The organism is Arthrobacter sp. 18067 (genome assembly GCF_902706295.1).
GTDB lineage: Bacteria > Actinomycetota > Actinomycetes > Actinomycetales > Micrococcaceae > Arthrobacter.
Genome location: NZ_CACSJJ010000012.1, coordinates 51,135 through 74,787, shown reverse-complemented (window position 1 = coordinate 74,787; position 23,653 = coordinate 51,135). Strand labels below are relative to the sequence as shown.

Annotated in this window: 16 protein-coding genes and 1 pseudogene; all 17 read left to right on the top strand. The window is 62.0% G+C overall.

Annotation, left to right across the window (positions count from 1 at the left end):
* The first annotated feature begins 2 nt into the window (after window positions 1-2).
* The 17 genes and pseudogenes from GVL04_RS13190 (at window position 3) to mmsB (ending at window position 23,647) form a co-directional block, all read left to right on the top strand.
* Window positions 3-1,010, top strand: a complete 1,008-nt coding sequence (locus GVL04_RS13190) for a Gfo/Idh/MocA family protein (RefSeq protein ID WP_159705161.1) — start codon at window positions 3-5, stop codon at window positions 1,008-1,010.
* Between the two features lie 245 nt (window positions 1,011-1,255).
* Complete coding sequence (locus tag GVL04_RS13185; RefSeq protein WP_159705158.1) at window positions 1,256-2,794, top strand: ABC transporter substrate-binding protein; 1,539 nt, start codon at window positions 1,256-1,258, stop codon at window positions 2,792-2,794.
* 6 nt (window positions 2,795-2,800) lie between these two features.
* Complete coding sequence (locus GVL04_RS13180) at window positions 2,801-3,742, top strand: ABC transporter permease (RefSeq protein WP_026542293.1); 942 nt, start codon at window positions 2,801-2,803, stop codon at window positions 3,740-3,742.
* On the top strand, window positions 3,739-5,607 hold the full coding sequence (locus GVL04_RS13175; protein ID WP_159705155.1) for a dipeptide/oligopeptide/nickel ABC transporter permease/ATP-binding protein: 1,869 nt from the start codon (window positions 3,739-3,741) through the stop codon (window positions 5,605-5,607). Before GVL04_RS13180 ends, GVL04_RS13175 begins: the two co-directional genes overlap by 4 nt.
* Window positions 5,604-6,479 (top strand): ATP-binding cassette domain-containing protein, encoded by an 876-nt coding sequence (locus tag GVL04_RS13170; protein WP_159705152.1) that lies wholly within the window; start codon window positions 5,604-5,606, stop codon window positions 6,477-6,479. The genes GVL04_RS13175 and GVL04_RS13170 overlap by 4 nt, the downstream gene beginning before the upstream one ends.
* 64 nt (window positions 6,480-6,543) lie before the next feature.
* Entirely contained in the window at window positions 6,544-7,404 is an 861-nt protein-coding gene (locus GVL04_RS13165) for a sugar phosphate isomerase/epimerase (RefSeq protein WP_235036274.1), read from the top strand.
* Between the two features lie 24 nt (window positions 7,405-7,428).
* Entirely contained in the window at window positions 7,429-8,595 is a 1,167-nt protein-coding gene (locus GVL04_RS13160) for a Gfo/Idh/MocA family protein (protein ID WP_159705149.1), read from the top strand.
* 183 nt (window positions 8,596-8,778) lie between these two features.
* Window positions 8,779-9,930 (top strand): MFS transporter, encoded by a 1,152-nt coding sequence (locus GVL04_RS13155; protein ID WP_159705387.1) that lies wholly within the window; start codon window positions 8,779-8,781, stop codon window positions 9,928-9,930.
* Window positions 9,931-10,020: 90 nt separating this feature from the next.
* Window positions 10,021-11,067, top strand: a complete 1,047-nt coding sequence (locus tag GVL04_RS13150; RefSeq protein ID WP_159705146.1) for a LacI family DNA-binding transcriptional regulator — start codon at window positions 10,021-10,023, stop codon at window positions 11,065-11,067.
* Window positions 11,068-11,158: 91 nt separating this feature from the next.
* A complete protein-coding gene (uxaC, locus tag GVL04_RS13145; RefSeq protein WP_159705143.1) occupies window positions 11,159-12,565 on the top strand; it encodes a glucuronate isomerase in 1,407 nt (468 codons plus the stop codon).
* Window positions 12,562-13,944, top strand: coding sequence for a mannitol dehydrogenase family protein (locus GVL04_RS13140; RefSeq protein ID WP_159705140.1), 1,383 nt, complete (start codon window positions 12,562-12,564; stop codon window positions 13,942-13,944). Before uxaC ends, GVL04_RS13140 begins: the two co-directional genes overlap by 4 nt.
* Before the next feature lie 253 nt (window positions 13,945-14,197).
* Window positions 14,198-15,622, top strand: a pseudogene (gene uidB / locus GVL04_RS13135) (glucuronide transporter).
* 120 nt (window positions 15,623-15,742) lie between these two features.
* Window positions 15,743-16,972: a D-mannonate dehydratase ManD gene (gene manD, locus GVL04_RS13130; protein WP_091328003.1), complete on the top strand. Its 1,230-nt coding sequence runs from the start codon at window positions 15,743-15,745 to the stop codon at window positions 16,970-16,972.
* Window positions 16,962-19,202 (top strand): gluconokinase, GntK/IdnK-type, encoded by a 2,241-nt coding sequence (locus tag GVL04_RS13125; protein WP_159705137.1) that lies wholly within the window; start codon window positions 16,962-16,964, stop codon window positions 19,200-19,202. The genes manD and GVL04_RS13125 overlap by 11 nt, the downstream gene beginning before the upstream one ends.
* Before the next feature lie 381 nt (window positions 19,203-19,583).
* Window positions 19,584-20,708, top strand: coding sequence for a multiple monosaccharide ABC transporter substrate-binding protein (chvE, locus tag GVL04_RS13120; protein WP_369122337.1), 1,125 nt, complete (start codon window positions 19,584-19,586; stop codon window positions 20,706-20,708).
* A 120-nt stretch (window positions 20,709-20,828) separates the two neighbouring features.
* Window positions 20,829-22,358: a multiple monosaccharide ABC transporter ATP-binding protein gene (mmsA, locus tag GVL04_RS13115; RefSeq protein WP_159705134.1), complete on the top strand. Its 1,530-nt coding sequence runs from the start codon at window positions 20,829-20,831 to the stop codon at window positions 22,356-22,358.
* A gap of 5 nt (window positions 22,359-22,363) precedes the next feature.
* A complete protein-coding gene (gene mmsB, locus GVL04_RS13110) occupies window positions 22,364-23,647 on the top strand; it encodes a multiple monosaccharide ABC transporter permease (protein WP_159705131.1) in 1,284 nt (427 codons plus the stop codon).
* Window positions 23,648-23,653: the final 6 nt, after the last annotated feature.

Sequence of the window (23,653 nt, the reverse complement as noted above, 5' to 3'; positions counted from 1 at the left end):
GAATGACTACAGCGGCAATTATCGGTTGCGGTGACATCTCAACCGTCCATTTTTCGGCAATCTCCTCCCTTGCCGGCGTCCAGTTGGCGGCGGTCTGCGATACCGATCCCGGGAGGTTGGAGGCGGCGTCAGCCGCCCACGGCGTACCGGGGTACGCGAATTACCTGGACATGCTCCAGGAGGTGCGTCCCGACGTCGTGCATGTTTGTACGCCGCACCACCTCCATGCTTCCGTGGCCGCCGATTGCCTTGAACGCGGTGTCAACGTCATTGTGGAGAAGCCCCTGGCGCACACCCTGGCGGAAGGTAAACGGCTCATTGAGGTGGCTGAGCGGAGCACGGCCAAGATCGCCGTCTGCTTCCAGAACCGCTATAACGCGACGTCGCAGGCCATGCGGAAATTGCTCGACGACGGCGGGCTGGGCCAGGTGATTGGCGCGTCGGCCACCGTTATGTGGCACCGGGACGGCGACTACTATCGGAGCCGGCCGTGGCGCGGAACGTGGGCCGAAGGTGGTGGTGGATTGATGATGAACCAGGCCATCCACACCGTAGACCTCCTTCAATGGCTGGTGGGCGATGTTGCCAAGGTGGAGGGCCGGGCGTCCACCCGTTCCCTGGCGGGTGTGATTGAGGTGGAAGACACAGCGGAGTTCGTGGCCGAGCATGTTGGCGGTGCGCGGAGCGTCTTCTATGCAACGTTGGCCAACGCGGTCAACGCGCCTGTGACCCTGGATATTGTGACCGAAAAGGCCACGCTTAGCTTGCGGGGGGACCTCACTGTGACCTACGCCGACGGCAGGGTGGACGTCATCCCCGAGCGGGTGGTGGAGTCCGGTGGCCGGTCCTATTGGGGTGTCTCGCACGAGCTCCTTATTGCTGACTTCTATTCCCGGCTGGCAGAACCTGGACCGTTCTGGATCAACCCGGCCGAGGCTGGGAAGTCATTGGGCATCATCAAGGAAATCTATGCGCAAAGCTACCCTGAAATGCCCGGGCGGGTGGGCTGAGCCATCTCTGCAACCGTTTGACGATTGGGGCCGGAAACCGTTGGGGGTTCCGGCCATTTTCGTGTCTGATTCACCGCTTTCGGCAAAGGTTTGCGGCCGCTTGGCAACAATTTAAGAAACTTTTGACAATCGGTTGCCAACGTCAAATAAAGTCCGTACTGTAAATCCCACACCCAAGAAAAGTGTGGTGCAGGCCACACCCCAAGCTCTGACTCGCATCAGGCAAGACTCAGTAGGAGCCAACAATGAAGTTAGGTCCCAAGGCGGCAGCAGCCGCCATCGTCCTCAGCGCCTCCCTGGCGCTCACCGCCTGTGGCGGCGGGAACGCCGGTGCCGGAACTGGTTCCACTTCCGGCACCAAGACCGTCACGGCCCTGACGCTGGGAACCCTCAGGGACCTCACGTCTTGGGACCCGGCACAGGCTCACGTAGGCCACGCACTCCAGCCGTACCAGGCAGCCTACGACTCCCTGATCCTCCGCGAACCGGACGGCAAGCTCAGCCCCATGCTGGCAACCGCGTGGAAATACAACGACACCAACACCAAACTCACGGTTGACCTCCGGACAGATGTCACCTTCAGCGACGGTGCCAAGTTCGATGCCACTGCGGCCAAGGCCAACATGGACCACTTCAAGAAGGCCAACGGTCCCCAGATGGCCCAGTTGAGTTCTGTCTCTGACATCGCAGTGGTGGACGCCGACACCATCGACATCAACCTCAGCGCACCGGAGCCGGCCCTCGAATACTTCCTGAGCCAGGCTGCAGGCCTGATGGGAAGCCCCTCTGCCCTGGGCACCGATGCCATCAAGACCGTCCCAGTGGGGTCGGGTCCGTACGTGATGGACAAGGGAGCCTCCGTCAAGGATTCCCAGACAGTCTTCACCGCACGTGAGGGTTACTGGAACAAGGACCTCCAGAAGTTCAAGAAGCTCACCCTCAAGGTCCTCCTTGACCCCACCGCCCGCACCAACGCTCTGGTGTCCGGCCAGATCGACGCGACCCTCCTGGATCCCAAGAACGGCAAGCAGGCCGAGGGCGCCAAGATGAAGCTCGAAACAAACCAGGTTGACTGGTCCGGACTGCTCCTGCTGGACCGGGACGGCACCAAGAACCCGGCACTGGCCAACGTCAAAGTCCGCCAGGCCATCAACCACGCCTTTGACCGCAAGACCATCCTGGATCAGGTCATGCTGGGCCAGGGCACTCCCACTTCACAGCCGTTCGGCAAGGACAGCGGTGCCTGGAGCGAGGAGCTGGAGAACTACTACAGCTACGATCCCGAGAAAGCCAAGCAGCTCCTGAAGGAGTCCGGCTTCGAAGGCAAGGTCAGCATCGACGTTCCTACCCTTCCCGGCGCGGAAACCTTGATCTCCGTTCTCAAGCAGCAGCTCGCCGATGTGGGGATCACGCTCAACCCGGGCGCGGCCATCACCAACACCTTCACCTCGGACGTTGCCGCGCAGAAGTACCCCGCGCTCTTCTACAACCTCTTCCAGGGGCAGCCGACGGTCGCGATCGACCAGATCGTCTCCACCAAGGCCCTGTACAACCCGTTCAAGACCACCACGCCCGAGCTTGAGGCCAAGATCGCGGCGGTACGCGCCGGCGGTGCAGATGCCGGCAAGCTGGCCCAGGAAGTCAACAAGTACGTGGTGGAACAAGCGTGGTTCGCTCCACTGTTCCGCGTGAACCAGATGTACTACCACAACGACAAAGTGAACGTGGTCCCGCAGGTCCAGCAGGCCGTTCCCTCCATCTACAACTACTCGCCCGCCAAGTAGGACTCCATGATCAAGTTCATTGCGAAAAGACTGGGCAGTGGTCTGGTGGTGTTGTTCGTAGTCTCGGTCCTCACCTTCACCCTGCTGTATACCTCCAGCGGAAGTATTGCCCAGAACATCCTGGGTGATCAGGCAACACCTGAACAGGTGGCCTTGAAGGAACAGGAACTAGGACTCGACCAGCCGCTCTTTGTCCGCTACTTCGCCTGGTTGGGCGATGCCCTGACCGGCAACCTTGGAGCCTCCTGGTTCACGTCGGAGCCGGTGGCCAACTCCCTGGCCACCCGCATCCCGGTGACCATGACCATGGTCTTCACCGCAATGATCCTGATCGCCATCTGCGCAGCACTGATCGGTGTTGCCGCAGCCGTGAAGCGCGGCTGGGTGGACAGGGTGGTCCAGATTGGCGCGATCGTGGGGGACTCCATCCCCGGCTATGTGATCGGCGTGTTCCTGGTAACCATCCTGGCCATCCAGCTTGGTTTCTTCCCCGCCACCAGCACCATCTCCCCGGAGGTGGGACCGGAAGCCTGGGTCTATTCCATGACCCTTCCCGTAATCGCCCTGCTGATCAACGGCGTGACCGGCGGTGCCCAACAGATCCGCTCCGCCGTGATCAAGCAGCTTGAGCGTGACTACGTCCGGACGCTGCGCAGCCGCGGCATCGGAGAGCGTGAAATCCTCTTCAAGCATGTGCTGCGCAGCGCCGCACCGGCCGGCCTCACCGTCTTGAGCCTGCAACTGATCGGCATGCTGGGAGGTGTGGTGATCATCGAGCAGATCTTCGCCCTCCCCGGAATGGGGCCGCTGGCCGTTGCCGCTACCACCCAAACCGATCTTCCCGTCGTCATGGGAGTGGTGATGTACACCGTGGTGGTGGTCATCGTCGTGAACCTCCTGGTGGACATCCTCAATGGCTGGCTCAACCCGAAAGTACGTGTGTCATGAGCGATTCCGTAGATTCAGCAGCAGTAACTGCGGCCGGTGCCGGCCTTGCGGCGAAGCTGGGGTCAGGTCAGAGCGGCACGGTGGTCCGCTCCACCGTCCTGCGCCGCCTCCTGAAGAACCCCATGGGCATCGCCTCGCTGGTGATCCTGCTGACCATCGCTGTGCTGGCCATCCTGGCCCCGGTGATAGCGCCTTTCGAAGAGAACTTCGCCAACATCTCCAAGACGTTGGCGGCCCCGGACTCAGTGAACATCCTGGGCACTGACAGTGCAGGACGCGATACGTGGAGCCGCCTGCTCTTCGGCGCCCAGCTGACCTTGTTGTCCGCGTTGCTGTGTGCCGGCGTGGCCATTGCCATTGGCCTCCCGGCCGGCCTGATCGCCGGCTATTACGCCGGCAAGTTCGAGGCCGTGTCCAACTGGGTGGTCAGCATCCTCATGAGCCTGCCCGGCCTGATCGTTCTCCTCACCATCCGCGCAGCTTTCGGCCCATCGGTATGGATCTCCATGATTGCGTTCGGTGTCCTGATCAGTCCGTCGTATTTCCGACTGACCCGCACTGCAGTGCAGTCGGTCCGGAACGAGCTCTACGTTGACGCTGCCCGGGTCTCCGGTCTTTCCGACCTGAGCATCATCGCCCGCCACATCTTCTCCGTGGTCCGCGCACCGATCATCATCCAGACCGCCGCAATCGCCGGGGTTGCCATCGCCATCCAGTCCGGGCTTGAGTTCCTGGGCCTGGGCGATCCCACCAAGGCAACATGGGGCGTCATGCTCTCCGAAGGCTTCAAGAACGTCTACCTCACCCCGATTCTGCTGCTGTGGCCGGCGCTGGCCATGGCACTCACCATCGGCGGACTGGTCCTGCTGGGCAACGCTATTCGCGATGCTCTGGAAGACGGCGAAAAGATCAAGCACCGCAAGAAGAAGATCGTCCCAGCGGAAAGCACGACGACGGACCCCGCCAAGGCGCGACAGTCACGGAAGTCCGTGGCCGCCGTCGACGTCGGAACCGAACACCACCTGGTCAAGGTGACCAACCTCGGCGTCGGCTATCCGCAGGCTGATGGTTCCGTCAAAAAGGTAGTGGACGATGTTTCCTTCCACGTGGACCGCGGCGAAATCCTGGGCATCGTTGGCGAATCGGGTTCGGGCAAGTCCCAGACCGCGTTCTCCATCCTGGGCCTGCTCCCGGACAACGCTCGGATTGTGGGCGGCTCCATCCAGTTCGATGGCAACTACACCGTTGCCCCGGGCGATGACCGCGTCAACCAGGAGCGGCTCTCCAAGCTGCGCGGCAAGCGGATCTCCTACATTCCGCAGGAACCCATGAGCAACCTGGACCCGGCCTTCACCATCGGCTACCAGCTGGTCACGCCCATGGTCCGTGTCCTCGGAATCTCCAAAGCAGAAGCCCGCCAGCGTGCGCTCAAGCTGCTCGCCGACGTCGGCATTGCCAACCCGGAGCGAACCTTCAACGCTTACCCGCACGAGGTCTCCGGCGGCATGGCCCAGCGTGTACTCATCGCTGGCGCCATCAGCTGCGAACCGGACTTGGTGATCGCTGACGAACCCACCACAGCGCTGGACGTCACCGTCCAGGCGGATGTGCTGGACCTGCTGCGCGAACTTCAGCAGCGCCTGAACATCGGCGTGATCCTGGTGACCCACAACTTCGGAGTTGTTGCCGATCTGTGCGACCGCGTGGCCGTCATGCAGAACGGCAGGCTGGTGGAAGAAGGCACCGTCCGCGAGATCCTCCGGAACCCGAAAGAGCCTTACACGCAGACCCTGTTGGGGTCCATGCTCGAAGGAAAGACCCCCATGACCATGCTTGTATCGAAGGACAAGGAGCCTGTCGCATGAGTGCCACAGATAAGGCCCAGCTCCTGGAGGTGGAGAACCTGGTGGTGGAGTACCCCAGCAAGCGGTTCCGGGCCAAGCCTTTCCGGGCGCTGACGGACATCAACATCACCATCGGCCAAGGGGAGACCCTGGGCTTGGTGGGGGAATCCGGCTCGGGCAAGACCACCCTTGGCCGTGCCGTCTTGGGCCTCGCGCCGGTCACCTCCGGAAAGGTGATCTTCGAAGGCAACGACATCAGCAACGCTTCCCGCAAGGAGCGCCGGACACTGAGCCGGGACCTGCAGGTGGTCTTTCAAGACCCCTACACCTCGCTGAACCCAGCCCTTGAGATCGGCGATATCCTCGCCGAACCACTGGGCGTCCAGGGCATGGAACCCGCAGCGGCCAAGAAGCGCGTCAAGGAACTGCTGGACCAGGTAGGCCTTCCGACGGACGCGATCCACCGCCTTCCCCGCGAGTTCAGCGGCGGCCAGCGCCAGCGCGTCGCCATTGCCCGTGCCTTGGCCCTCTCACCCAAACTCATCGTCTGCGATGAGCCGGTCAGCGCGCTGGACCTGTCCACGCAGGCCCGCGTGCTGGATCTCTTCCTGCAGATCCAAAAGGACACCGGCGTTTCGTACCTGTTCGTCTCCCACGACCTCGACGTCGTCCGGCACATCAGCCACCGCGTCGCCGTCATGTACCACGGCGAAATCGTGGAGCAAGGTCCCGCGGAGATCGTCACCCGCGACCCCGAGCACCCTTACACGCAGCGGCTGCTGCTCGCCTCGCCGGTGCCCGATCCCGACAGGCAGGAGCAACGCCGTGCAGACCGGCACCGGCTGCTCGCGAACCAACACAGCCAAGTAGAACAGCAAGGTGCCGTGGCCTGAACAGCCCTGCACCCATCACACATCCCAGGGTCCGGAAGGGCCCGGAAAAACCCCGGAGGAAAAAGTGGCCACAATAGGCGTACAGGCGATGATGTTGAAGGACAGCTTCGCCGAAATTGGAGCGTTTGAGACCCTGCGGAAAGTCAACGCAATCGGGTACAACGCGGTGGAGATCTCCCAGATCCCCATGACACCGGAAAACGTTGACGAGCTGGACCGCTCCCGCACGGAGTTGGGCATGGACATCGCGGCGCTCTCCGTCAATGTGGAAGGCCGCAAGGGAATGCCCGTGGAATCACTCGCGGACAATTTCGACAAGATTGTTGATGATGCCAAGCGCCTCGATGCCTCACTGCTGCGCATCGGTATGCTGCCGTTCCCGGCCATGAAGTCGCTGGACGCAGTAGTGGAGTTTGCCAAGCAGGCCAACGGCTACGCCGAACGGCTCCAGGAGCACGGCATTGGACTTTACTATCACAACCACCACATCGAATTCGCCAAGTTCGACGGCAAGTACATGCTGGACATCATCGCGGACAATTCCCCGGCAATGGGCATGGAAATCGACGTTCACTGGGTTCAGCGCGGCGGACTGGATCCTGTGCGCACCTTGGAGAAATACGCGGGCAAGACCGCCATGGTGCACTTGAAGGACTACAGGATCGGACAAATGCCGGAAGCGTCCTTCGGGCTCCTGGAGAAGGGCGACTTCCCGGGGTTCATGGCCGAGTTCAAGAACGTTGTCCAGTTCGCCGAGGTGGGCGAGGGAAACCTGGACTTCCCGTCAATCGTGCCCGCAGCTGTGGCCGCAGGCGCCCAGTACCTGCTGGTGGAACAGGACGAACTCTACGGCCGCACTGTATGGGACGCGCTGCAAACCTCGTACGACAACCTGGTGGCCATGGGCCACGGCGACCTTTTCTAGACTTTTCGACAGGAGATTACATTCATGAGCAACAAAGTACGCCTCGGCATCATCGGCCTCGGCCAGCAGGGCGGCGCCTATGCCAAGTTCATCAAGGATGGGCTGGTCCCGAACATGGAGATCGCCGCCATTTGCGACGTCGATCCCGCCAAGAAGGAGCTTGCCGCTTCCCAGTACCCGGATGTCCCGTTCTTCGAGGACTACATCGCGATGCTGGAGAGCGGTTCCGTGGACGCGATAGTCACTTGCGTGCCCCACTTCCTGCACCCGGAGATGGGCATCGAGACACTCAAGCGCAACATCCACGCACTGGTGGAGAAGCCGGCCGGCGTTTACACCAAGCAGGTCAAGGAACTCAATGAGTTCGCAGCCTCCAAGCCGGAACTGTCCTTCGGCATCATGTTCAACCAGCGCAACAACCCCCTGTACAAGAAGCTCAAGGAAATCGTAGACAACGGGGACATTGGCAGCATCCGCCGCACCAACTGGATCATCACTAACTGGTGGCGTCCGCAGGGCTACTACAACTCCAGCGAGTGGCGTGCCACGTGGGGCGGCGAAGGCGGCGGTGTACTGGTGAACCAGGCACCGCACCAGTTGGACCTCTGGCAGTGGATCTGTGGCGTCCCCAAGTCCGTGTACTCGAAGGTGGCCTATGGCTTCCGCCGCGATATCGCCGTCGAGGATGAAGTCACCGCGGTAGTGGACTATGGCGACGGCGCCACTGGCGTTTTCGTGACGGCCACCCACGACATCGTGGGAACCGATAGGTTCGAAATCCTGGGCGACCAGGGCAAGATCGTGGTGGAGGACAGCAAGGTTGCAACGGTAACGCGCCTGGTCAAGCCAGAACGTGAGCTCAGCGACTCCATGGATATGGACGATGTCCGCAAGCTCTTCATGGGCCAGCTGAACCGCGATGAGTTCTACACCACCGAGGTCATCGAGTTCGAGTCCGTGTGGGGCGGCCAGCACGCAGGTGTCCTGGAGAACTTTGCGGCCAACATCCTCGATGGCACGCCCTTGCTTGCACCCGGTTCCGACGGAATCAACGGCGTCCGCCTTGCCAACGCGATCCACCTCTCCAGCTGGACCGGCAAGGAAGTCTCCCTGGACTTCGACGAGGACGAGTTCCTGCAGGAATTGAACAAGCGCATCGCTGAAGAGGGCAAGTTCCCCGAGCGCTCCTGAGCCCTGCCCGCGGAGGTGGGAGAGCTCCGGCCAGTCCGACGCTCTCTCACCTTTTGCATGCTTGAGTGTGACGCTCTCTCACCTTTTGCGTGCCCCGGACAACCGGAATCCGGTTTTGCAGTGCAACTTTATCAAGCTTGAACTTCCACGAACGCTCGACGTGCCCGTGGTGCGGTCAGCGCTCTGTTCTTCACCAACGGCGCCCTATTTGCCAGCATTCTGCCCCGCTACCCTGACATCAAAACTGACCTCGGACTGACCAACGCCGCGTTGGGGTTGGCCGTTGGTGCCTTCCCACTTGGTGCGCTTCTGGCCGGTTTGAGCGCCGGCGTTCTTGTCCGCCGCTTCCGATCCTCCCGTGTGGCAGTCGTGGCGACACTCGTGGCCGCCCTCGCTACCCTCCTGGCTGGAGTTGCACCGGAGTGGGGTGTACTTGCCGGGGGACTCTTCATTGCCGGGGCCATGGATTCGATCGCCGACGTCGCGCAGAACACTCATGGACTTCGCGTCCAGCGGATTTACGGGAGATCGATCCTCAACTCTTTTCACGCAGTCTGGAGCATAGGTGCCGTTGCTGGAGGAGCGCTCGGCGCCGTTGCCGCCGGACTTGCGGTGTCCCGGCCCCTCCAATTCGCCTTGACTGCGCTGATATGTGGCGTCATGGCCCTCCTTTCCTGCAGGTTCCTGCTTCCCGGGCACGATCCGCTGCCCGATTCCGCGGAACCTCCCACCGCGGTCACAGGCCTTGGCCCCTCTGCCCGGAGCGGCAGACCAGCCACCGGCAAGTACGGCATGCTCCTGCTCCTGGTGATTATCGGATCCGCAGGGGCCCTCATGGAGGATGCGGGCAATTCCTGGTCCGCAATCTACCTCTCTGAGACCCTCGGAGCCCCGGCACTCCTGGCCGGAGCAGGGTTTATTGCGCTGCAAGGCATGCAAGTGGTGGGGCGGCTACTGAGTGATCGGCTCGTTGACCGCTTCGGCCAACGCTCCGTTGCCAGTGCTGCGGGACTGATAGTGGTGGTCGGAATGGGCTTGGCCCTGGTCTTTCCGTCCTTGGTTGGCACCATTATTGGCTTTGGCCTCACCGGTTTGGGCGCGGCGCCGCTCATCCCGGCTGCCGTACATGCTGCGGACGAACTGCCCGGATTCCGACCGGGCGAAGGTCTCACGATTGTCAGTTGGTTATTGCGCATCGGATTCCTCATCTCACCACCGATTGTTGGTTGGGTAGCGGACGCGTTGTCACTCCGGCTCGGCCTGCTCTTGGTTCCGGCCGCTGGTCTCCTGGTCATGGTGTTCGTCCGTGTGCTCAACGGAACCAAACGGGGGTGAGAGGGCGTTTGGGTTGATGCCAGCGGGGGTGAGAGGGCGTTTGGCTTGGCAACCGGCTTGTTTTGTTGCCATGCGGTCTACGATGGAGCGGTGACTGATGTGACGAGCACCGGAGCAGCAACCGCACCCGCCAAGCGTGGACGGGGCGAGAAGTCGTCCGCCACCATCTACGACATCGCCAAGCTCGCGGGAGTGAACCCGTCCACGGTGTCGCGCGCCCTGAGCAAGCCGGGCAGGGTCAGCGCCAAGACCCAGAAGATCATCGAGGACGCGGCGGCGGAGCTGAACTACCAGGTGAACCCCTTCGCCCGCGCACTCCCCACGGGCCGCACACAGACCATCGGGCTGATCGTCGCGGACATCACCAACCCCACCTTCTTCGACATCATCCGCGGTGCCGAAACCACCGGATCGGCCCGCGATTACACGCTGGTCCTTGCTGAATCCGCAGAGTCTCCGGAGACCGAGGTCACGGCCGCGCGACGCCTGCTGAGCACTGTCGATGGCCTCATCCTGGCCAGTCCCCGTATGGACGATGACCATATACGTGCTCTTTCAGCGGACAAGCCGGTGGTGGTCATCAACCGGCAAATCGATGGCGTGCCGTGCGTCGTACCTGACGTCAACAAGGGCATCAGTGAGGCCGTTCGCAGCTTGGCCGCCAACGGCCACACCAACCTCGCGTACGTTGCCGGCCCGGCGCAGTCGTGGATGACGGGCCGCCGTTGGGAAGGTGTCAAAGCCGCCTGTGAGTGGTCCAAGTTGGGGGCCGTCCGCTTGGAATCGTCCAAGCCAACGGTCGACGGCGGCAGGCAGGTTGCGCGCGATGTCCTGGAAAGCGGGGCGACGGCGGTCATCACCTACAACGACCTCCTGGCCATTGGCTTGATGCAGGAACTGCAGGCCGGCGGCATGCGCGTTCCGGACCAGATCAGCATTGTTGGTTTCGATGACATTTTCGGGGCAGATTTCACCACCCCTGCCCTGACCACCGTGCGTTCACCTCTGGGGGAGTGCGGCACACGCGCCGTGACCATCCTGCTGGACGTGCTGCAGGGCCATGATGCCCCGGATGAAGCCGTAAGCGTGGAAACCGAACTCGTTGTGCGCGGCTCCAGTGGCAGGCTTCTCGCCTAGCCGGCGGCTCCTGGAAGTACTTAGCAGCAACTAGTTGGCAATTTTTGGCAACCGGTTGACAAGAGTGGCAAGTGGGCCCCAAAATTGACCTATGTCACAGTCCATTGCCGCACACCCTGACAGGCTCCTGCCCGCAGATCCCGGGACGCGCAGCATCGCGCGGTCCTTGCTGGAGCGCGTCCAGGACCTGCCCATCATTTCTCCGCACGGCCACGTTGACGCCGCCGTCATCGAGCAGAACACTCCGTTCCCGGATCCCGCGGCCCTCCTGGTCAGTCCGGACCACTACGTCACGCGCCTGATCCACGCCAACGGTGTTCCGATGGACCAGTTGCTGGCCGGCACAGCCTCCGCGCCGGAATCCCGGGAGATCTGGCGACAGTTCGTTGAAGCCTGGCCGCTGTTCGAGGGCACGGCCTCCGGGTACTGGCTGCGTACGCAGTTCGACGACGTGTTCAAGCTGGGAGCCGACCTCAGCGACATGCCGGCTGACGCGAGCTACGACGCGATCGCTGCAAAGCTGGTGGAACCAGACTTCCGCCCCCGGCAGCTCTTCAAGGACTTCAACATCGAAGTCCTTGCCACCACGGATGACCCCCTGGACAGCCTTGCCAGTCACAAAGCCCTCACCGAAGATCCCAGCTTCAACGGTCGCGTCCTGCCAACCTTCCGCCCCGACGCCTACCTCAATGTGGCGCACCCCAGCTGGAGTGCCAACGTAGACAGGCTGATCGAAACTGCGGCCGACGGCGCAACAGGCTACGCCGGCTACATCGCAGCCCTGGAAAACCGCCGTTGTTATTTTGTGGAACATGGCGCCGTCTCCGCGGACCATGGAGTCCGGACGCCGGCCACACTCAAACTCGATCCTGCCGAAGCCGAAGCCCTCTTTGAGAAGGCGCGCTCCGGCAAGGCGACGGCTGTGGACCGCGATGCGTTCGAGGCCCACATGATGTACCAGATGGCCCGGATGTCCGTGCAGGACGGCCTGGTCATGACCATCCACCCGGGGTCGTACCGCAACCACCACGGCCCAACGTTCGAGTCCTTTGGGGCTGACACTGGCCACGACATTCCGTTCGCGGTGAACTACACGGAGGCCATCCGCCCGCTGCTGCAGGACTTCGGTACGGCCAAGGACTTCCACCTGGTGCTCTTTACGCTGGACGAGACAGTCTTCTCCCGCGAACTGGCGCCACTTGCCGGGTTCTACCCTTCTGTTTACATCGGCGCACCCTGGTGGTTCCTCGACGCACCCGACGCCATGCTGCGCTTCCGCTCCGCCGTTACTGAGACCGCCGGCTTCTCGCGGTCATCGGGCTTCATCGATGACACCCGCGCGTTCTGCTCCATCCCCGCGAGGCACGACGCCTCGCGCAGGATCGAAGCCTCCTTCCTCGCGCGTCTCGTTGCCGAGCACCGCGTGACCGAAGACCGCGCGCATGAGCTGATCCTCGACGTCGTCGATTCCTCGCCCCGCAGGGTGTTCAAGCTGTGACCGCCGGGAAGCTTCCGCGCCTGGGCCGTTCGGTTTCGCCTGCAGCCAAGGCACCGGTCCGCATGGTGCACCTTGGCCTGGGCGCCTTCCACCGTTCGCATCAGGCCTGGTTCACTCAGCACGCCGGCGACGCGGGGGAGTGGGGCATCGCCTCGTTCACCGGTCGTCGCCCGGACGCCGCCGATGTCCTCGCCGCGCAGGACGGCTTGTTTACCGTGGTGGAGCGATCCGATGCGGGCGACTCGTTCGAGGTAGTGGGCAGCATCGTCGAAGCCGTGGATGGTGCCAACGTGGGCCGGCTGGTTGAACTGGTCGCCGCGCAGCAGACCGCTGTGGTCACCCTGACCATCACCGAAGCGGCCTATGGCCTCGGTGCCGCCGATGCCTCGCTGCTGGTTTCCGGCAAGCAGCCTACGACGCCGTTGGGCCGCTTGGTCCTCGGTCTCGCCGCCCGTCGGGATGCCGACGCCGGTCCCCTCGCCGTGGTGTCCTGCGACAACCTTTCGGACAATGGAAACGTCGCCAAGGAAAGCGTGCTGGGTATCGCCAGAGAGTTCGACGGCGGCCTGGCCGCCTGGATCGAAGCGAACGTGAGCTTCGTGAGCACGTCCGTTGACCGGATCACGCCCCGAACAACCGCGGATGACGTTGCCCTGGTGAGTGAAAAGTGCGGCTATCGGGACGACGCTCCCGTGGTCACCGAACCTTTCCGCAACTGGGTACTGAGCGGGGATTTCCCGGCCGGTCGCCCCCGGTGGGAAGACGCCGGAGCCGCCTTTGTGGACGACATTGAGCCCTACGAGAACCGCAAGCTCTGGCTCCTCAACGGAGCGCACTCGATCCTGGCCTACTCCGGCCAGCTTCGAGGGCACACCACCGTGGCCGAAGCATTGGCCGATGCTGTGTGCCGCGACGCTGTGGAGGAGTTCTGGGAGGAAGCGTCCCGCCACCTTCCGGGTGACGAGCTGGGGATTCCCGAATACCGGGCTGCGTTGCTGGAGCGATTTGGCAACTCACGGATTGCGCACCACTTGGCCCAGATTGCCATGGATGCCAGCACCAAACTGAGGATGCGGGCAATACCTGTCCTCCGGGCTGAACGTGAGGCGGGTCGGAGTGGTGCGGGGGCGGCCACCATGATCGCGGTGTGGGCCGCATTTGTGGCGGGCAATCCCGGCCTGCAGGACCCGCAGTCGGATGCCGTCGCTGAGGCCAACCGACTTTCCGGCATTGAACGGACCGCTGCCCTTGTGGCGTTGCTTGATACAGGGCTTGCCGGGGATCCCGCGGTCGTGGAGCTCATCCAGGAGCTCAGCACAGGCTTTGCGCGTGCAGCCGCGGCGGGTGTCAGTACGGCGACGTCAGGTACTGCTGCGTAGGAAGCCCCTGACAAACGTTGCAGCCCAAAACTTCGTTGTTTTGACGGAGTCCTGGGCCGCTGGCGTTTAACCGGGCAACACAGAATCAGGTAGTAAAACTTTCAAGGAAATACGCGGCAACCGATTGCCAAACGCTTGCCAAAGTGACTAGAATTACAACAGCTGCACACCCGGTACCGGATTCCAGTGATCCACGCACTAAGTGACCCAAGCGCTTGGTGATCCAGACACTGTCGAGCCGGACCGGACCGCAATGACGCGAAGGGTAAAGGAGCCCGCATTGAAAAAGCTCAGCAAACTCAGCATCGCCGGCTATGGTGCCGGCGACGCCGCCAACAATCTGGCCTTCACAACGGCCACCATGTTCCTGTTGGTCTACTACACGGATGTCGCAGGAATCTCAGCCGCCGCGGCAGGCACCTTGCTCCTGGTGGTCAGAATCTTCGACGCCTTTGCCGACGTTTTCGCCGGACGTCTGGTGGACCGCACGTACAGCAAGCGCTTCGGCAAGTTCCGGCCCTTCATCATGTTCGGCTCCATCCCACTGTTGCTCCTCAGCGTGGCCACCTTCTCGGTGCCACAACTGGGCGAAACCGGGACTCTGCTCTACGCCTACGTGACCTACGCGGCCCTGGGGTTGGCCTACTCTTTGGTCAATATCCCCTATGGATCCCTGGCTGGAGCGATGACCCAGGACCCGGGTGACCGTGCCAAGCTTGGCTCGGCCCGAATGGTGGGTGCGCTGCTTGTTGGTTCCGCCTTGGGAATTTTCGTAGCTCCCCTGATCAAGCCCGGCGCGGATCTTCAGTCCACCTTCACCACCATCACTTTGGCCTTTGTGGTGATCGGCGCAGCACTGTAGTTCTTTACGGTGCTCACCGCGAAGGAGCGCGTTTACCGATCGGTGCCCAATGTTTCCTTCAAACAGAGCATGGACACGCTGAAAACCAACCGCCCATTGCTCATGCTGTGCCTGAGCAGCTTCCTCTTCCTGACCGGCTACATGGCTTTGTCCTCCGTGCAGCTGTTCTACCTGCGCGATGTCCTGGGCCGCTTGGATCTCTACCCGGTGCTGGCTATCGTCCAGCTGGTCATGACGCTGGCCTTGGCACCCCTGATGCCGAGGCTGGTCCGCAAGCTGGGTAAGAAGAACGTCTATATCGTGGCAGGAGGCCTGTCCACGGTTGGTGGAATCATCGTTTTCCTCTCGCCTTCGTCCATGGTCTGGGTTGGATTCTCCGGTCTTGTGATCAGCCTGATGGGCGTCATGGCCGTGAACATCGTGGTGTGGGCCTTGGAGGCGGACACCGTGGAGTACGGCGAGTGGAAGACCGGCGTGCGCACCGAAGGAATCACTTATGCGTTGTTCTCCTTCACGCGGAAGACCGGCCAGGCTGTTGGTGGCGCCCTGGCCGCCTATTGCCTTGCCGTCGGCGGGTACAAGTCCGGCGTCACGCAGAGTGCCGAAGCCTTGCAGGGCATCCAGTTTGCCGCCGGAGCGCTCCCGGCCATCATGACCATCCTGGCAATCGTGGTGATGACCAAGTACAAACTCACGGATGTTTTGCATGCACAGATCGTTGGTGAGATCCGCGCACGGCGTTTGGTGGAACGGGAGCCCGACACATCCGAACAGGCTCCCCAGGAAACCGCGGAAGCTGCTGCCAACAAGAAATAATTCGGCAACCGGTTGCCGCACAATGGAAACCAACCTAAAATCTTACTTAATCCCCGAAGTGGGCATCGCATCGCAGCGAGTGCCAACGCTTCGACCAGCAGAATCCCGAAAGGTAGAGCTGTGAAAATCATTGCCGCTGAAGTCTTCGTGACCAGCCCATCCCGCAACTTCGTCACCCTCCGCATCACCACGGAGGATGGTGTGACGGGCATTGGAGATGCCACCCTCAACGGCCGTGAACTCGCTGTCGCTGCGTACCTCAAGGAGCACGTTGCGCAGCTGTTGATCGGCAAGGATCCGCACCGGATCGAGGACACCTGGCAGTTCCTCTACCGAAGCTCGTACTGGCGCCGCGGTCCGGTCACCATGGCGGCGATTGCCGCCGTCGATATGGCGCTGTGGGACATCAAGGGCAAGATTGCCGGCATGCCGGTGTACCAGCTGCTGGGTGGTGCTTCCCGGAACGGGCTGCGTGCCTACGGCCATGCCTCGGGCGCAGACATTCCCTCCCTGTTCGACTCTGTCCGCGAGCACCTGGAACTGGGCTACAAGTCCATCCGCATCCAGACCGCGATCCCCGGCATCAAGGCCGTTTATGGTGTCGCCGCCCAGGCACAAGCCTCCGGCGAACGGTATGACTACGAGCCCGCCGGCCGTGGCGCGTTCCCGCAGGAAGAAGACTGGGACACCCGCGCCTACCTGCGTCACCTTCCCACCGTGTTCGAAGCCGTCCGGAACGAGTTCGGCCCCGAAATCCCGCTGCTGCACGACGGCCACCACCGGATGACGCCCATCCAGGCCGCCAAACTCGGCAAGGCACTGGAACCGTACGACCTCTTCTGGCTGGAGGACTGCACCCCGGCCGAAAACCAGGAAGGCCTGCGCTTGGTCCGCCAGCACACCACCACCCCGCTGGCCATCGGCGAAATCTTCAACACCGTGTTCGACTTCCAGACCCTCATCAAGGAACAGCTGATCGACTACGTCCGCGCAGCCTCCACCCACTTCGGCGGCATCTCACCGTTGAAGAAGGTCATGGACTTCGCCGCCCAGTACCAGATCAAGTCAGGCTTCCACGGACCCACTGACATCTCCCCGGTGGGCTTCGCCGCCCAGTTGCACGTTGGCCTGGCCATCCACAACTACGGCATCCAGGAATACATGCAGCACTCGGACAAGACCAACGAGGTCTTCCAGCAGTCCATGACCTTCAAGGACGGCTACCTGCACCCGGGCGACAACCCCGGTATCGGCGTCGAGTTCAACGAGGAAGCTGCCGCCGCGTTCCCGTACCAGCAGGCCTACCTGCCGTACAACCGTCTCGTGGACGGCACTGTTCATGACTGGTAAAGACAGCCACATCGTGGTGATGGGTGTGGCCGGGTGCGGCAAGAGCACCATTGGTGCCGCCCTCGCCGAACGCCTGGGTGCTGAATTTCTCGACGGCGATTCGCTGCACCCTCAGGCGAATATCGACAAGATGGCTTCGGGTACTCCGCTGGACGACGACGACCGGGCACCATGGCTGGCCGAAATCGGCAGGCGGTTCCCGGCGTCGAATTCTGCTCTTGTCATCGCGTGCAGCGCGCTCAAGCGCTCGTACCGGGACATTATCCGCAGCGCCGATCCCTCGGTGGTGTTCGTTCATTTGCATGGCACGCGCGAGCTGCTGAACGCACGCATGAACGCGCGTCCCGGGCACTTCATGCCGGCGTCGCTGTTGGACTCGCAATTGGCAACGCTGGAGCCGTTGCAGTCCGACGAAGCCGGGGTGGTTGTGAATATTGCCCAATCCGTGGAGGACGTCGTGGCTGAAGTGGGCTCAGCCCTGAGCGGCAAACAGTCGTTCCCTGTGGATCTGAAAGCGGCACCGTTCAACCTGGACGACGCCGCTGTGGAATGGGTGGACGGCACCATTGGCTCCATGACGCTCGAAGAGAAGATCGGCCAGCTCTTCATCAACCACAACAACGATTACTCTCCCGAGTACCTCGATGTCGTGCTGGAGAACTTCCACGTGGGCGGCATGCGGTACCGTCCCGGACCTTCGTCGGCTGTTCAGGAACACATCCGCTACGCGCAGTCCAGGACCCGCATCCCATTGCTCATTGCTTCCAACCCGGAAATGGGTGGGGCGGGCAGTTGCGATGACGGCACGTTTGTGTCGACTCACCTGCAGGCAGGCTCTCATCCGGACAAGTCGATCGCCCGGAAGATGGGCCAGGTGGCCGGCGTCGAAACCGCTGCGCTGGGCTGCAACTGGGCCTTCGCGCCGATCGTGGACATCCACTACAACTGGCGGAACACGGTGATCTCCACGCGTGCGTTCGGAAACACCCCGGAGATTGTGGTGGAGCGTGCCAAGGAGTACTTCGACGGCATCAGCGAATCACCCACTGTCTGCGCGATGAAGCACTTCCCGGGCGACGGCACCGATGAGCGCGACCAGCACGTAGTCACGTCGTACAACACCCTCGGCTATGAAGAGTGGAACAAGAGCTACGGGCGTGTGTATCGAGAAATGATCGGGCACGGCGTGCAGTCCATCATGGTGGGGCACATCGGTGCTCCCGAGGTTTCCCGGCATTTCCGGCCCGGTCTGGCGGATGCCGAGGTGTTGCCGGCAACGCTGGCTCCGGAACTCTTGCAGGACCTGCTGCGCGGAGAGCTGGGCTTCAATGGGCTGGTCCTCACGGATGCGTCGCTGATGGTCGGCCTGACGCAGGCGATGAAGCGGCGCGACTTGGTGCCTGCCACCATCGCGGCCGGCTGCGACATGTTCCTGTTCTTCAGGAATCCCGAAGAGGACTTCGGATACATGATGGACGGCTACAAGTCGGGAGTCATCAGCGAGGGGCGCCTGCAGGATGCATTGCGGCGAATTCTCGGCCTGAAAGCGAGCCTTGGCTTGCACCTTCGCGAGGATTTGGTCCCGCCCGTGGAGGCCCTTGAGGTTATCGGCAGTGAGGCCCACCGTGCCATTGCTGCGGACATCGCGGACAAGACCGTCACGCTGGTGAAGGACACCGGGCACAACCTGCCCATCACCCCTCAGACGCATCCGAGGATCCGCCTCTACGGCATTTCGGGTGGAGCCGACTTCACCCGGGCCGATCCTTTGGCGTACTTGGACACCGTCCGGGAAGAACTGGAAGCTGTCGGCTTCGAGGTCAGCGTCTTCAAGACCGCGGAGCAGCGCGAAGCCGCGGGGGAGGCCGGCATGAACTTCATGCGGGTCCTTTCCGAGGAAGCCACCGGCGACTACGCGGAGCGCTATGACGCCGCCTTCGTATTCGCCAATGTGAAGGGCTTCGCGCAGGAGGCTGCCATCCGTATCAAGTGGTCATCACACATGGCTGCCGAGATTCCCTGGTACGCCACGGAAGTTCCCACGGTGTTTGTCTCCCTGAACCAGCCAAACCACCTGATCGACGTGCCCATGGTCAAAACGGCCATCCACGCCCACTCAGGAACGCGCGAGGCCATTCGCGCTACCATCCAGAAAATCCAGGGCAAGTCCGAATTCCAGGGAACGTTCAACCAGAACGTCTTCTGCGATTCGTTCGACACCCGCCTCTGATTTCCCTGTTCCCAGCAGGGAAGAGTTCCTCCCCGCCATCACGGAGGAGCCACCCAAACCCGGCGCTGCCCACAAGGCGGTGCCGGGTTTTTTCTTGCAATGCGGACGCAGCGCAGCACCTCCCGGAAGATTGGCCACCCATTGTGAACGCTAACAACGTTTCAAGTCAAGGGATTTGGGGGCGGTTCAAGCCGGGAGCCAATTCGTGATCCACGGCACTTGACCGACGGTATTGTTAGCGTTCACAATGGCAGTCGCACCATCTTTCAGTGGCTCGTGTCGGCCCCAAGCCCACAGCCCACCCAGCTTTACCGTGCCGGACGCGCAGATGCTCCGGCTGCATCAGAGTTCGCGGCAATGCTGCCGCGGAAGGAGAGCAACGTGAGATTGAAGAAACTCCTGGGCGCCGTAGCGGTTGTCCTCACCTTGACTGTCGGGGCCACGGGCTGCGGCAGCCGTGGTGGCACTGCCGAATCCAGCAGCACTGCGAATCCCAGCGATTCACTGGTAGGTATTTCGATGCCCACCCAGACATCCGAACGTTGGATCGCGGACGGCGCCAACGTAGAGAAGTCCCTGAAGGACCTCGGCTATAAAACAGACCTCCAGTTCGCCAACGATGACATCCCCACGCAGGTCTCCCAAATCGAGAACATGCTCACGAAGGGTGCCAAGGCACTGATCATCGCCGCCATCGACGGCACTACGTTGACCGATGTCCTGGCCAAAGCCAAGGAACAGAACGTCAAGGTCATAGCCTACGACCGCCTCATCAACGGCACCCCCAACGTGGACTACTACACCACGTTCGACAACTACACCGTGGGCGTCCAGCAAGCCACATCGCTGCTGACCGGCCTGGGCCTGGTGGACGCCAGCGGCAAGAAGGTTGAGGGCAAGGGCCCGTTCAACGTTGAGCTGTTCGCGGGCAGCCCGGACGACAACAACGCCAACTTCTTCTGGACTGGCGCCATGGACACCCTCAAGCCGTACATGGATGCGGGTACCTTGAAGGTCCCCAGTGGCCAGACCAAGTTTGAGCAGGCAGCGATCCTGCGCTGGCAGGCACCCGTAGCCCAGAAGCGTATGGAAGACATCCTCACCTCGGCCTACAGCTCCGGCACCAAGCTGGACGGCGTGCTCTCCCCGTATGACGGCCTGTCCATCGGCATCATCTCCGCACTGACCAGCACCGGCGGCTATTCCACTGGAAGCCTGCCCGTCGTCACGGGCCAGGACGCAGAGAAGGGCTCCGTAAAGTCCATCGTCGCCGGCGAGCAGTACTCCACCATCTTCAAGGACACCCGCCAGCTCGGCGCGCAGGCCGTGAAGATGGTGGACGCTGTCCTCAAGGGCACCGAGCCGGAAACCAACGACACCAAGACCTACAACAACAAGGTCAAGGTTGTTCCGGCATTCCTGCTGAAGTCCGTCATCATCACCAAGGACAACTTCCAGAAGGAACTCATCGATTCGGGCTACTACAAGGAATCCGACGTCAAGTAACACCATCGGTGGCCCCGCCGCGCCCGTGCGTCACTGCCCGGCGCGGCGGGGCCACAGCCTCCCTTAGAGCCTCCGAGCCCTCGGTCCGGCCAAGTTCCAAACAGTCAGCGGGAATTGACGATGAACGTACCCATTCTTCAAATGCGAGGAATCACCAAGACTTTCCCCGGGGTCAAAGCCCTCCAGGACGTCACCCTGGACGTCAACAGGGGTGAGGTTCACGCCATATGTGGTGAGAACGGAGCCGGCAAGTCCACCCTCATGAAGGTGCTCTCCGGCGTCTACGCGCACAACACCTTCGACGGCGACATCCTCTTCGAGAACGAACCCTGCGAATTTTCCAGCATCACGGACAGTGAGAAGCGCGGCATCGTGATCATCCACCAGGAACTGGCCCTCAGCCCGTACCTGTCCATCGCCGAGAACATCTACCTCGGCAATGAGCTGGCCAAGAACGGCTGGGTCGACTGGCGGAAGACCAACCTGGAAGCCGCCAAGCTGCTGGCCCGCGTAGGCCTCAGCGAAAACCCGGTCACGCCCATCCAGCACATCAGCGTTGGCAAACAGCAACTGGTGGAGATCGCCAAGGCCCTGTCCAAAGAGGTGAAGCTCCTCATCCTGGATGAGCCCACCGCTGCGCTGAACGATGAAGATTCGGACCACCTGCTGGACCTTATCCTGCACCTCAAGGGCCAGGGCGTCACCAGCATCATCATCAGCCACAAACTTAACGAGATCCGCAAGGTGGCCGACGCCGTCACCATCATCCGCGACGGCAAGTCCATTGAGACACTGCGGCTGGACCAAGGGCAAATCACCCAGGAACGCATCATTCGCGGAATGGTGGGTCGCGACCTTGAAAGCCTCTATCCGGACAGGACTCCCAACATCGGCGAGGAAGTCCTCCGCATCGAGGATTGGACCGTCCAGCATCCTCAGGACCACTCCCGCATGGTGGTGAACAACGCCAGCCTCAACGTCCGCAGGGGTGAAGTAGTAGGGCTTGCCGGACTCATGGGCGCCGGCCGGACCGAGCTGGCCATGAGCGTGTTCGGCCGGACTTACGGGCGGGCAGTGTCAGGAAAGGTCTACAAATACGGGCAGGAAATCAATACTTCCACCGTCTCCGATGCCATCGACCACGGGATCGCCTATGCCACCGAGGACCGGAAGCACTACGGACTGAACCTGATCGAAGACATCAAGAGGAACATCTCCATGGCCGCGCTGAGCAAGCTGGCCAAGCGCGGCTGGGTGGACGGCAACAAAGAGACCACCGTAGCCAACCACTACCGCAAGAGCATGAACATCAAAGCGCCATCCGTTGCTGCCATCACGGGCAAGCTCTCGGGTGGAAACCAGCAAAAAGTGGTGCTGAGCAAATGGATGTTCTCAGACCCCGACGTCCTGATTTTGGATGAACCAACCCGTGGAATCGACGTCGGCGCCAAGTTCGAGATCTACACGATCATCGCCGAGCTCGCAGCTGCCGGGAAGGCCGTCATTGTGATCTCCTCCGAGCTTCCTGAGCTCCTGGGCATCTGCGACAGGATCTACACGCTGTCAGCAGGCCACATCACCGGCGAAGTCCCCATCGCCGAAGCCACCCAGGAAACCCTCATGCACTTCATGACCAAAGAGAAGGAATAGCGAACATGTCCGCCCTACGAGAATCCCTTGGCTTCCTCACAAGCCGCCTCCGCCAGGTTGGCATCTTCGTCGCCCTGATCCTGATCGTCATCCTTTTCCAGGTCCTGACTGACGGCATCCTGCTGCAGCCGCAGAACGTCACCAACCTGGTGGTGCAGAACAGCTACATCCTGATCCTGGCCATAGGCATGGTGATGGTCATCATTGCCGGACACATCGACCTTTCCGTCGGTTCCATCGCAGGCTTCATCGGCGCCGTTGCCGGCGTGATGATCGTGCATTGGGGCTGGGCGTGGTGGATTGCCATCCCGGCCTGCCTCCTGGTCGGTGCCCTGGTGGGAGCGTGGCAAGGCTATTGGATCGCCTATGTGGGCATTCCAGCCTTCATCGTTACCCTCGCCGGAATGCTGATCTTCCGTGGCCTGACACTCATCACCCTCAAGAACCAGCAGATTACCCCGTTCCCGAACGAACTCCGTGCACTGGGCGGCGGCTTCCTGCCGGACATTTCCGGGGGCACGTCCGTCCTCGAGTGGCTGACGGTCATCCTTGGCGTCGGTGGCACCGCAGCCATCCTCTTCCAGGCACTCAAGGAACGCAGGGTCCGCCGCAAGTTCAACCTCGAGAATGAGCCCATGGCCTGGTTTGCCGTCAAGAACGGGTTCATCGCAATCCTGATGCTCATCATCACCTTCCTCCTGGCCAGCTACCGCGGTACTCCCATCGTCCTGATCGTGCTTGCTGTCCTGGTGATCGTCTATTCGGCCCTGATGAACAACAGCATCTTCGGCCGCCACACGTACGCGATTGGTGGCAACCTCCACGCAGCCGAGCTCTCCGGTATCAAGACCAAGAAAGTCACCTTCCGCCTCTTCGTCAACATGGGCGTCCTGGCCGCACTGGCCGGTCTGGTGTTCACTGCACGCCTGAACTCGGCGCAACCCGCGGGCGGCACCGGCTTCGAACTCGACTCCATTGCTGCTGCCTTCATCGGTGGCGCGGCGGTCCAAGGCGGCATCGGCACCGTGGCCGGCGCCATGATCGGTGGGCTGATCATGGGCGTCCTGAACAACGGCATGTCCATCCTTGGCCTGGGCACGGACTACCAGCAGCTCATCAAGGGCCTGGTGCTCCTGCTCGCCGTCGGCTTCGACATCTTCAACAAGAACCGGACCGGTGCCGGCGGAGGGTCCTCCATGGGCCGCCGCTTCAAGTGGAAGACCACGCCGCCGGCAACCGAAGCGGCCCCTGCTGCCAAGGCTGAACCCGTCGGCGTCGACGCGAAGTAATCGCTG

Coding starts and splice junctions, on each gene's coding strand:
- GVL04_RS13190 (WP_159705161.1), top strand. CDS start 3: ATGACTACAGCGGCAATTATCGGTTGCGGTGACATCTCAACCGTCCAT.
- GVL04_RS13185 (WP_159705158.1), top strand. CDS start 1,256: ATGAAGTTAGGTCCCAAGGCGGCAGCAGCCGCCATCGTCCTCAGCGCC.
- GVL04_RS13180 (WP_026542293.1), top strand. CDS start 2,801: ATGATCAAGTTCATTGCGAAAAGACTGGGCAGTGGTCTGGTGGTGTTG.
- GVL04_RS13175 (WP_159705155.1), top strand. CDS start 3,739: ATGAGCGATTCCGTAGATTCAGCAGCAGTAACTGCGGCCGGTGCCGGC.
- GVL04_RS13170 (WP_159705152.1), top strand. CDS start 5,604: ATGAGTGCCACAGATAAGGCCCAGCTCCTGGAGGTGGAGAACCTGGTG.
- GVL04_RS13160 (WP_159705149.1), top strand. CDS start 7,429: ATGAGCAACAAAGTACGCCTCGGCATCATCGGCCTCGGCCAGCAGGGC.
- uxaC (WP_159705143.1), top strand. CDS start 11,159: ATGTCACAGTCCATTGCCGCACACCCTGACAGGCTCCTGCCCGCAGAT.
- GVL04_RS13125 (WP_159705137.1), top strand. CDS start 16,962: ATGACTGGTAAAGACAGCCACATCGTGGTGATGGGTGTGGCCGGGTGC.
- mmsA (WP_159705134.1), top strand. CDS start 20,829: ATGAACGTACCCATTCTTCAAATGCGAGGAATCACCAAGACTTTCCCC.
- mmsB (WP_159705131.1), top strand. CDS start 22,364: ATGTCCGCCCTACGAGAATCCCTTGGCTTCCTCACAAGCCGCCTCCGC.